Origin of the sequence: Allobosea sp. CER48 (genome assembly GCF_044752385.1) — a bacterium.
Taxonomy (GTDB): Bacteria; Pseudomonadota; Alphaproteobacteria; order Rhizobiales; family Beijerinckiaceae; genus Allobosea.
Genome location: NZ_JBIWYK010000062.1, coordinates 1 through 10,236 on the forward strand (window position 1 = coordinate 1; position 10,236 = coordinate 10,236).

Sequence of the window (10,236 nt, forward strand, 5' to 3'; positions counted from 1 at the left end):
ACGAGGCACACCGACACAGCGAGCGTGAGTCGCCCGGCGAGCTTGGCCTCAGCGCCTGAACAGCGGATGCTCGACCTTGTCGCCGGGCTTGAGCCCAAGCTGCTTGCTGACGCCGCCATTGATCTCGAGCACCGACAGCACCGGCTCCCCCGAGGGAATCGTGCGGGTGGAAAGCGGCTCGGTGCGCTCGGCGATCCGCGCGATCGTGCCGTCCTTGCGAATGAACAACATATCCAGGGAGATGTAGGTGTTCTGCATCCACATCGCGACGGGCTCGCTGGCCCCGAAGTCGAACAGCATGCCGCGGTCGGCCGGCATGTAGTTCCGGAACATCAGCCCCTTGGCGCGCTGGTCGGGCGTGCGCATCACCTCCACCTGGAAGGCATGGCGCGCCCCGCCGCTGACGATCACGAGCGGCTCGAGGCCGGAGCCTGCCGCCGCAGGCTGGCTTTGCGCGCCCGCGGGCACCAGAGCCATCAAGGCGAGGACGACTGCGGCGAAAGCGGTCTTGAGGGCGTGCATCGCTTCCCGACTCCATGGCGGCCAGCGCCGTCCCCGTGCTTTAGGAACGGCTGATGGCGAATCTTCGGCAGATGGCCGTGTCCGCCATCTTCCGGTCAAGCCCTTCCTCGTCATATGAATGCAGGACGCTGGCCCCCTCGGCATGGCGACTTTCTTTCGCCACCGGCTCACGGCAGCTTCGCCCGGCCATGAATCAGGAGCCCCTTATGACCATCGCGCGCCTTCGTCGGCCGACGCAGCTTTCCGGCACGGCCCTGACGGCGGTCCTTCTCGCCTTCGCGTCTCCCGGCTGGGCCGCCGATTTCCAGATCGACAACGTCAAGATCGACCTCGGCAAGATGGTGATCAACGCGCCGAAGATCATGGTGAAAGGTTCGACGCTCGAGAAGGACGCCTTCCTCGCATTGTTCGCCGGCACGGCCGGTGATTCGGCAGCTGCGCGTGCCGGGCGCCTGAACGCCGCAGAGATCAGCGCGCCGGAACTGACGATGGTCCAGAACTTCGGCGACCAGAAGCAGACCACGACCTATCGCGACATCCGCCTCAGCGACATCCGCGAGGGCAGGATCGGCCACGGCGAATCGGCGAGCGGCTCGATCGTCGGGGATGGCGGCGCCACCGGCCCGATCAAGGGCGAACTGAAGCGCACGGCCTTCGACGCCTTCGACCTGCGCCAGAGCGCGCGGGTACTCACCGAGAAGGCCGCGCCTAGCGTCGAAGAGAAGATGCTGCCCCTGATCGGCAGCTTCGAGCAGGACGGCTACACGCTCGACATGGGCAAGGCGGGCAAGGCGTCCCTCGGCAAGACGACGGCCCGAGGCTTCGCCGCCAAGGTCGGCCCCGAGCCGCTGCTCGACGTGGTGAGCCAGCTCGCAGCGGCCTCCGAGGAGGTCGAGAAGAAGGAGCTCGGCAAGACCGACGACAAGACCGACGAGAAATCGGCGCAGAAGACAGATGCCGAGAAGCGGCTCGGCCTGTCCATGCTATCGCTTTTCGACATGTTCGAATACGGCAGCGGCGAGGCTCGCGACTTCGCGATGACCGTCTCCTCCCCGCCCAAGCCCGGCGCCAAGGCCGAAACGGTCGACCTGAAGATCGCCCGCATGGCCTTTGGCGAGAATACGCCTGCCAGGTCGGGCTTTGCGCTCGAAGGTTTCCGCTTCAGTTCGGGCCCAGCCAAGGGCGGCATCGACACGATCAGCTATTCCGGCTTCTCCTTCGCGCCGGTGCTGCGCGAGCTGCGCGTCGCGCTGACGGAGCCCGACAGGCCGATCGAGGAGCTCGATTTCCGGCGTTTCATCCCGACCATCGGAACCGTGCGCCTTGCCGGCATCTCGATCGACGCACCGCCCGCAATCACCGGCAAGGACCCGATCAAGCTCACGCTCGGCACCTTCGAGCTCAAGGCCGGCGAGCAGCTCAACGGCATTCCGACCAGCCTGGCGCTGACGATCGACAGGCTGGTGACCCCGATCGTGGATACCGCGGGCAACCCGGCTGCCAAGGACATGATCGCGATGGGCATCCGCTCGCTCGATCTCTCCGCCAAGCTCGACCTGGCCTGGGAGGCGGCGAAGAACGAGATCGCTATCCGCAGCCTGTCTCTGGGGAGCGCCGGGCTCGTCCAGCTCGATGCTTCCGGCACGCTCGGGAATGTGACGAAGGACCTGTTCTCCAGCGACCTCGCCCTCGCCCAGGTCGCGGCGCTGGGCGCCACCGCGCGGAACCTGCAGGTCAAGCTTCAGAACTTCGGTCTCGTCGAGAAGCTGATCGAAAACGAGGCGCGCAAGTCGAAGCGGAAGGTCGAGGAAGTCCGCCAGCAATATGCCATGGTCGCCAGCCTCGGCCTCGCCGCGATCCTCGGCCCCTCCGATGCTGCCAAGACCCTGACCGCGGCGGTTTCGCGCTTCGTCGCCAAGCCCGGCACGCTCAACGTCCAGGCCAGCGCCAGGTCGCAGAGTGGCCTCGGGCTCGCCGACGTCATCACGATGACCGAGCCGACCGAGATCTTCGACAAGATCGACCTCAAGGCCGATGCCCTCTGACAAGGAGGCGGCCATCGTCCCGGCGGACGGCGACTGGCGCCCATCGCGCCTGGAGGGGTGGTGGGCAGGCTTGCCCTCCGTCCCGCGCGGCTGGCTGCGCAAGCGGCTGAATCCGAACAACCAGACCCGGCTGCACCTCGCGCATCTCGTCGCGCGGCGCCCGGGCCAGTTCGCCTTCGGCCTCTACACCTATGGCCGGCCGAAGGTGCGCTTCCCCGAGAGCGGAGCGAAGCTGACCATCGGCCGCTACGGCTCCATCGCCGACGGGGTCGAGATCCTGCTCGGTGGCAATCACCGGCTCGACTGGGCGACGACCTATCCCTTCCCCGCCCTGCCGCGCCTCTGGCCGGAAGCCGTCGGTGCGACCGGCCACGACACCACTCGCGGCGACGTCGTCATCGGCCACGATGTCTGGCTCGGCTCGCAATGCATGATCATGTCCGGCATCCGCATAGGCCATGGCGCCGTGGTCGCGGCGCGCGCCGTGGTGACGCGCGACGTGCCGCCCTATGCGATCGTGGCGGGTAACCCGGCCCGGATCGTCCGGTCGCGCTTCGATGAGCAGACGGCAGCCGCGCTGCTCGACAGCCGCTGGTGGGAGCTTCCGCGCGAACGGCTCGTGCCCCTCCTGCCGCTGCTCATGAGCGAGCGGATCGCGGAGTTCGTCGCTGCCGTCAGGACGCGCGCAACAACCGGCGCTTGAGGTCGAGCGCCGGCTTCTCGACCAGATACCAGGACAGGGCCGCAATCACGACGGTCACGATCAGCGAGGGCCAGAGCAGCGCGACCGCGCCGAGAGCCGGGAACAGAGCGTGCAGCGCCTGCTGCACCGGCCAGCCATAGAGATAGACGCCGTAGGACAGGTCCGCCGGCGGCTCGATCGAGCGACGCGTCAGTGCGGGCGCGAGCGCGATCACGAGCACGCCCCAGGCCGTTACGAGATAGAGCGCCGCCTTGTAGAGCGGAGTGAAGGCGAGCGGCACCAGCGCGAGGACGGCCAGTGCAAGAAGCGGCACCGAGAGCGTCACCCGCTCGCGGTAGAGATAGATCACGCCGCCGGCGAGGAAGATCAGGGGCAGACGCAGCGCCGTCTCCGTGCCCTTCGGCCCGTCGGGGGCCAGCACCTCGCGCAGGACCACGGCGAGCGTGAGCGCGGCGAGAGCCGCCAAGGCAAGACGCGGCTTCGCGAGCAGGCCGGCAACGCCGGCGACGAACACGCCGAGATAGCAGAGCGTCTCGTACTTCAGGGTCCACACCGTCCCCATCGGGAACTGCAACGGGTTGTTCTCGAAGACGCCTGGCAAGGCCGCTGCGCTCTTGAAGGTGGTCAGGGTCGCGCTGATGAAACGCCAGAGCCGCGGGTCGCTGAAATAGGCCGCCCGGTCGAGCGTCGTCATCAGTCCGCCGATCAGCAGTGCGACGACGAGTGTCGCGGCGATCAGCCCCGGCGCGATCCGCAGCAGCCGCGCCAGCGCATAATCGCGCCAACCGCGCCGCAGGAAGCTCATCGTGACGAGGAACCCGGATACCGCGAAGAAGCCGTTGACCGCATGCTCGCCGAGCGTGAAGCCCGTCGTCGCGAACCATGGTTCCTGTTCGACGCGCCCGTCGGTGACGCTGAAGGCGTGCGAGATCACCACGGCGACGGCCATGACGAGGCGCAGCACCCCGAAATTATTGTGCGGATTGGCGAGCGCTTTCGCAACGCGCGGCGCACGCCCGATCATGCTGCGTCCCCCAGCCCTTCATGCGCCAGCGCCGTCTCGCCGCGCCGCCAGGCCCGTGCCCCGGCGACAGAACCGGCATGGGCGCTCATTTTCTCGCGATTGAACAGCAGGCCGTAGCCGATCGCCTTGCCGAGATTCTCCAGGGAGCGGATGGGCCCCGGCTCCGGCAGTGCGTATTTGCGGGCGATGTAGCCTTCCGACCAGGCGAGATGCCAGCGTGCCTTGAAGCGGCGCTGCGGCGAGGGCGCCGTCGAGCGGCCTCGGCCATGCCGCGCTTCCGCGCCATCGACATGGACCAGGGCATGCCCCGCATCGCGCATGCGCCGGCACAGATCGTCATCCTCGTAGAACAGGAAGATCGCCGGGTCGAAGCCGCCCAGCGCTGCGAAAAGTTCGCGCCGGATCAGCAGGCAGGCGCCGGAGAGGAACGGCAGGCAGGCATCGCCCTGCGGGACCACCATGGCCCCGCTGCGGTTGAGATGGCCAGGCGACAGTAGCGAGCGCGGTTGCAGGAAGACCCGGCCGGAAGGCTCGACGATGCGCGGCGCCAGCATGCCGGCATCCGGGTATCGTACAGCCGCGGCGAGCAGCGCCTCGACCGCGCCTGCTCCCAACTCCAGATCCGGATTGACGATCAGCACATACGGCGTGTGCGCAGCGGCCACGCCGATATTGTTGGCACGCCCGTAGCCCTCGTTGCGGGTGTTTGCGATGACGCGCGCGCCCTTCGCCGCTGCCAGGCGACGGCTGTCATCACCGCTGGCATTGTCGACGACGATCGCCGGCACCCCCTCGCGTGCGAGCGCATCGAGGCAGGCGGGCAGAACCTGGGCACTCTCGTAGCTGACGACGATGGCGGTGACGGAAGCGGCGGGCATCGCGGCCTTGTGGCCTCGACGGGACGCCTGAATCAAGCGAATTCAGTGCACAGGACCGGAAAGTGGCATCCACGTTCCCGGAAGATGCGCTGCGACGACAAATGACTGGGTCGCCAGCTTGCGGCCGGACGACGCAGGGCCATCTACCTTCGGACGAGCGCGTCGACTTCGCCCCGCACGCGTTCCCGCTCGGCCATCTCGCAGCGATGTGGCGCCTTGTAGGACTTCACGGCGTAGCGGGCATTGGCCTCTGTGAAGCGCTGGCGATCCTGCCGGTCGAGCCGGGCGATGATACCGCCGCGATCGACCCGCAGTCCGCAATCATAGGCCCGCGAAACGGTCGCCGCCGCATATTCGACGGTACCCGGCAGCGGGCTGGCCACGCTGCTGCATCCAGCGAGGACGGCCAGTGTCAGCACGGCGACAAGCGGCTTTGCAGTGATCATGGAATCGCCGGCGTTCAGGAAGCCTCGAAGCTGCCGGCGCGGATGCGGCCCATCCGCTCCTTGAGCTGCATGCGCTCCTCGGCGGTGCAGGCTTGCGGGCGAATGCCCTGGTTGATGGTCTCGGCCTCGGAAACGCTGACATAGGCTGAGCGCGCGGCCGCGATCTGCTCGTCGCTTGCCCCCCGCGCCTTCTCGGCCGCGAGGAAACGATCGAGCGTCGAGCGCTGCGGCGTGCCCGCCTTGCACATGGTCGCCCGCGAGACCGTGGTCGCCAGCGCCGAGGCACGCCCGGCGCTGGTATCGGGCTGACCGGCAACACAGGCGCCGAGCGGCAGGGCGACAAGGCAGGCGAGCGACAGCGCTCGCCCGATCGACAGGCAGGCCATGGTCGTCGCTCAGCCGTTCTTCTCGGGCATGTTGACCCGCAGATGCGCCTCGCGAAGCTGCTTCGGGGTCGCCTCGGCAGGCGCCCCCATCAGCAGGTCGACGGCCTGCTGGTTCATCGGGAACAGCGCGACCTCGCGCAGGTTCGTCGCGCCCGCCAGCAGCATGATGATGCGGTCCACGCCCGCCGCCATGCCGCCATGCGGCGGAGCGCCGTACTGGAACGCGCGATACATGCCGCCGAAGCGCTCGATCACCGTCTCCTCGCCATAGCCGGCGATCTCGAAGGCCTTGACCATCGCCTCGGGCCGGTGATTGCGGATGCCGCCCGAGGCAAGCTCGAAGCCGTTGCAGGCGATGTCGTACTGGAAGGCCTTGAGCGAAAGCGGGTCTTCCTCGGTCAGCGCCTTCAGGCCGCCCTGCGGCATGGAGAAGGGATTGTGCGAGAAATCGACCTTCTTCTCATCCTCGTTGTACTCGAACATCGGGAAGTCGACGATCCAGGCGAAGGCATAGGCGTTCTCGTCGATCAGGTTCAGTTCCTGGCCGACCTTGGTGCGGGCCGAACCGGCGAACTTGACGAACTTGTCCGGGTCGCCTGCGACGAAGAAGCAGGCATCGCCGCCCTTCAGCCCCATCTGCGCGATGATGCCGGCAACACGCTCCGGCCCGATGTTGTTGGCGATCGGCCCCTGCCCTTCGCCGTCCTCCTTGACCATGAGATAGCCGAGGCCGGGCTGGCCCTCGCCCTGCGCCCAGGAGTTCATGCGGTCGCAGAAGGCGCGCGAGCCGCCGCCGGGCGCCGGGATGGCCCAGACGCGGTTCTTCTCGCCCTCGAGGATGCGCGCGAAGACCTTGAAGCCCGAACCGCGGAAGTGCTCGGAGACGTCCTGCATGATCAGCGGATTGCGCAGGTCCGGCTTGTCCGAGCCGTATTTCGCCATCGCCTCGGCATAGGGAATGCGCGGCCAGTTGCGGGCGACGGTCTTGCCGTTGGCGAACTCCTCGAAGACGCCGGTGATCACCGGCTCCATCGTCGCGAAGACATCCTCCTGCTCGACGAAGCTCATCTCGACGTCGAGCTGGTAGAACTCGCCCGGCAGGCGGTCGGCGCGCGGATCCTCGTCGCGGAAGCAGGGCGCGATCTGGAAATAGCGGTCGAAGCCCGCCATCATAAGCAGCTGCTTGTACTGCTGCGGCGCCTGCGGCAGCGCGTAGAACTTGCCGGCATGCAGGCGGCTCGGCACCAGGAAGTCGCGCGCGCCTTCCGGCGAGGACGCGGTCAGGATCGGCGTCTGGAACTCGGAGAAGCCCGAATCCTTCATGCGACGGCGCATCGAGTCGATGACCTTGGTGCGCAGCATGATGTTGTTGTGCAGCTTCTCGCGACGCAGGTCGAGGAAGCGGTACTTGAGGCGGGTATCCTCGGGATATTCGAGATCGCCGAAGACCGGCAGCGGCAGCTCGGCCGCAGGGCCCAGAACTTCGAGCGCGGTCGCGAAGACCTCCACCTTGCCGGTGGCGAGGTTGGCATTCTCGGTGCCCTCGAGTCGCGCCTTCACCTTGCCGTCGATGCGGATGACCCATTCCGAGCGCGCGGCCTCGGCATCGGCGAAGGCCGGCGAATCCGGATCCACCACCACCTGCGTCATGCCGTAATGATCGCGAAGATCGATGAAGAGCACGCCGCCATGGTCGCGGATGCGATGGCACCAGCCGGAGAGCCGCACGGTCTGGCCGATGTCGCTTTCACGGAGCGCGCCGCAGGTGTGGGAACGGTAGCGATGCAGGGTCACGGTATCGGTCTTTCGGAAATACGTCGGGAGCGGGCCAGAAAGGCCGGCGCACAGCTTGGGGCTAACCACACGCGCGCGCCCGAAATGTCAAGAACGGCCGCGACATCGCCCCCCTCTCTCTGCTAAGAGCCGGAGACCATGCATCTGATCAACAATACTGCCGAACTCGCCGCAGCCTGCGATCGTCTTGCCGCCCATCCCTTCGTGACGGTCGACACCGAATTCCTGCGCGAGACGACCTATTATCCGAAGCTGTGCCTGATCCAGCTCGCCTCGCCGGAAGAGGCCGTGCTGGTCGACCCGCTGGCGCCCGAACTCGACCTTGCACCCTTCTTCGGGCTGATGGTCAACGAGGCGGTAGTGAAGGTCTTCCACGCCGCCCGGCAGGATCTGGAGATCGTCTGGCTGCTCGGCCGCGTGCTGCCGACCCCGCTCTTCGACACACAGGTCGCCGCGATGGTCTGCGGCTATGGCGACTCGGTCGGCTACGAGCAGCTTGCCAACGACCTCGCGAAGGCGCGCATCGACAAGTCCTCGCGCTTCACCGACTGGTCGCGCCGCCCGCTCACCGAGGCGCAGCTCGCCTACGCCGAGTCGGACGTGACCCACCTGCGCCAGATCTATCTCGCCCTTAAGAGCGACCTCGATACGAGCGGCCGAGAGGGCTGGGTTGCCGAGGAAATGGCGGTTCTGAGCTCGCCGGCGACCTATGAGGTCAAGCCCGAGAACGCCTGGCATCGGCTGAAGGGCCGCATCCGCAAGCCGCGCGAACTGCCGATCCTGATGGAGGTCGCCGCCTGGCGCGAGCGTGAAGCCCAGACGCGCGACGTGCCGCGCCAACGCGTGCTCAAGGACGATGCGCTGATGGACATCGTCCAGCGCGGCCCGCGCACCGTCGAATCACTGGCCGAACTGCGCTCGGTCCCCAACGGCTTCGAGCGCTCGCGCAACGGCGCCGAGGTCCTCGCGGCAATCGAGCGTGCCGCCGCGATCGACCCGAAGACCCTGCCACGGCTGGAGCGCGAGCGTGGCCGGCCGACCAACGGCGCCGTGCTCGACCTGCTCAAGGTTCTGCTGAAGGCCGTCGCCGATACCGAACGCGTCGCCCCGAAGATCATCGCCACGAGCGACGACCTCGAGGCGATCGCTTCCGACGAGCTCACGGATGTGGCCGCGCTCAAGGGCTGGCGACGCGATGTCTTCGGCGAGAAGGCGCTGGCGCTCAAGAACGGCTCGCTCAGCCTGCGCGTGCAGCGCGGCCGCGTGGTCGTCAGCTGAAGCATCCTGGACCTGAATTGGCTTTCCCCGGCAAAACGAGGCCAGGCCCGAGCATCCCGTCCGGGCGATACCCGGGCCGGACCTGAGCAAGGCGGGCGGCTGCGTCAGCCGCCGACGCCGTAGCTCTTCACCAACGAGCCGGTCACCAGCCCCCAGCCGTCGACCAGAACGAAGAAGATCAGCTTGAACGGCAGCGCCACCGTCACCGGTGGCAGCATCATCATGCCCACCGACATCAGGATCGAGGCCACCACGAGGTCGATGATCAGGAACGGCACGAACAGCAGGAAGCCGATCTCGAAGGCCCGCCTCAGCTCGGAGATCATGAAGGCGGGAACGAGCACCTCGACTCCGATATCCTGCGGCTGCTGGGGGCGCGGCCCCTGCGACATGTCAAGAAAGAGCGCCAGATCCTTCTCGCGGACATGCCGCAGCATGAAGGTCTTGAACGGCACCACGCCGCGGTTATAGGCCTCCTGCGGCTGGATCTGCCCGGCAACCAGCGGCTGGACGGCCGTTGTGTAGGCCTCGCGCAGCGTCGGCGCCATCACGAAGCCGGTGAGGAACAGCGAGAGCCCGATGATCACCGCGTTGGGCGGCGCGGTCTGCGTACCGAGCGCCGAACGCAGCAGCGACAGCACCACCACGATCCGGGTGAACGACGTCACCATGATCAGGATCGACGGCGCAAGCGACAGCACCGTAATGACGGCAATGAGCTGCAGCGCCCGTTCGGCGACGCCACCGCCCTGCCCCAGATCGAGCGACAGCGTTTGCGGCAGCGCCGGGGTCGCCTGCAGCGCAAGCAGCAGCGCGGCCGCCAGCACGGCGCGCCCGAAACGATAGCGTCTCGCTGGTCTGGAACTCGATGTCACGCGCGGTTGCCGCTACATCCGACTCAGTCGATCGGACGGCACGAGGCTAGTCACGGCAAAACGCCGCGCAACCGATGCGCGGCGCCATGGCGGCCGAAGCCCGACATTCCTGTTGATGGCCCGATGGCGCCGCCAGGCGGACGGCTCCGCCCGGCATCGCCCAGGGCTCGCGGCTCAGGATTTCGGCTTGGGGTCGCGCCCGAGGAGGCGGGCGAACTCTGCCTCGATGGCATCGACCGAGAACGGATCGACCTCCTTGGCTTCCGGCTCGGCCGGCTTGTCGGC

General features: G+C 67.4%; 10 protein-coding genes. 3 read left to right on the forward strand and 7 right to left on the reverse strand.

Translation table 11 applies throughout. The annotated features are described in order from the left end of the window. Positions 1–48: 48 nt before the first annotated feature. Positions 49–522: a DUF192 domain-containing protein gene (locus tag ACIPIA_RS04395; RefSeq protein WP_400507045.1), complete on the reverse strand. Its 474-nt coding sequence runs from the start codon at positions 520–522 to the stop codon at positions 49–51. 206 nt (positions 523–728) lie between these two features. Between ACIPIA_RS04395 and ACIPIA_RS04400 the strand changes: the two genes are divergently transcribed. Next, positions 729–2,567, forward strand: a complete 1,839-nt coding sequence (locus ACIPIA_RS04400) for a hypothetical protein (RefSeq protein ID WP_400507047.1) — start codon at positions 729–731, stop codon at positions 2,565–2,567. After that, positions 2,557–3,270 carry a CatB-related O-acetyltransferase gene (locus ACIPIA_RS04405; RefSeq protein ID WP_400507049.1) on the forward strand — a complete coding sequence of 238 codons (714 nt, stop codon included), beginning with the start codon at positions 2,557–2,559 and terminating at the stop codon, positions 3,268–3,270. Before ACIPIA_RS04400 ends, ACIPIA_RS04405 begins: the two co-directional genes overlap by 11 nt. Here ACIPIA_RS04405 and ACIPIA_RS04410 read toward each other — a convergent pair. From ACIPIA_RS04410 to aspS, 5 genes are all read right to left on the reverse strand, one after another. Continuing rightward, the gene (locus tag ACIPIA_RS04410; protein ID WP_400507051.1) at positions 3,242–4,294 is read right to left on the reverse strand and encodes an acyltransferase family protein; all 1,053 of its coding nucleotides are present in this window, start codon (positions 4,292–4,294) and stop codon (positions 3,242–3,244) included. The two genes, ACIPIA_RS04405 and ACIPIA_RS04410, sit on opposite strands and share 29 nt — an antisense overlap. After that, on the reverse strand, positions 4,291–5,172 hold the full coding sequence (locus ACIPIA_RS04415) for a glycosyltransferase family 2 protein (RefSeq protein WP_400507053.1): 882 nt from the start codon (positions 5,170–5,172) through the stop codon (positions 4,291–4,293). The genes ACIPIA_RS04410 and ACIPIA_RS04415 overlap by 4 nt, the downstream gene beginning before the upstream one ends. A 143-nt stretch (positions 5,173–5,315) precedes the next feature. Further along, on the reverse strand, positions 5,316–5,618 hold the full coding sequence (locus ACIPIA_RS04420) for a hypothetical protein (RefSeq protein WP_400507055.1): 303 nt from the start codon (positions 5,616–5,618) through the stop codon (positions 5,316–5,318). A gap of 14 nt (positions 5,619–5,632) precedes the next feature. Further along, positions 5,633–6,004 carry a hypothetical protein gene (locus ACIPIA_RS04425; RefSeq protein ID WP_400507057.1) on the reverse strand — a complete coding sequence of 124 codons (372 nt, stop codon included), beginning with the start codon at positions 6,002–6,004 and terminating at the stop codon, positions 5,633–5,635. 9 nt (positions 6,005–6,013) lie between these two features. Continuing rightward, positions 6,014–7,792, reverse strand: coding sequence for an aspartate--tRNA ligase (aspS, locus tag ACIPIA_RS04430; protein WP_400507062.1), 1,779 nt, complete (start codon positions 7,790–7,792; stop codon positions 6,014–6,016). Positions 7,793–7,936: 144 nt separating this feature from the next. On the opposite strand from aspS, the gene rnd reads away from it, so the two are divergent. Further along, positions 7,937–9,076 carry a ribonuclease D gene (gene rnd / locus ACIPIA_RS04435; protein WP_400507058.1) on the forward strand — a complete coding sequence of 380 codons (1,140 nt, stop codon included), beginning with the start codon at positions 7,937–7,939 and terminating at the stop codon, positions 9,074–9,076. 104 nt (positions 9,077–9,180) lie between these two features. On the opposite strand, the gene fliP is transcribed toward rnd, so the two are convergent. After that, complete coding sequence (fliP, locus tag ACIPIA_RS04440; protein WP_400507060.1) at positions 9,181–9,951, reverse strand: flagellar type III secretion system pore protein FliP; 771 nt, start codon at positions 9,949–9,951, stop codon at positions 9,181–9,183. Between the last annotated feature and the right edge of the window lie 285 nt (positions 9,952–10,236).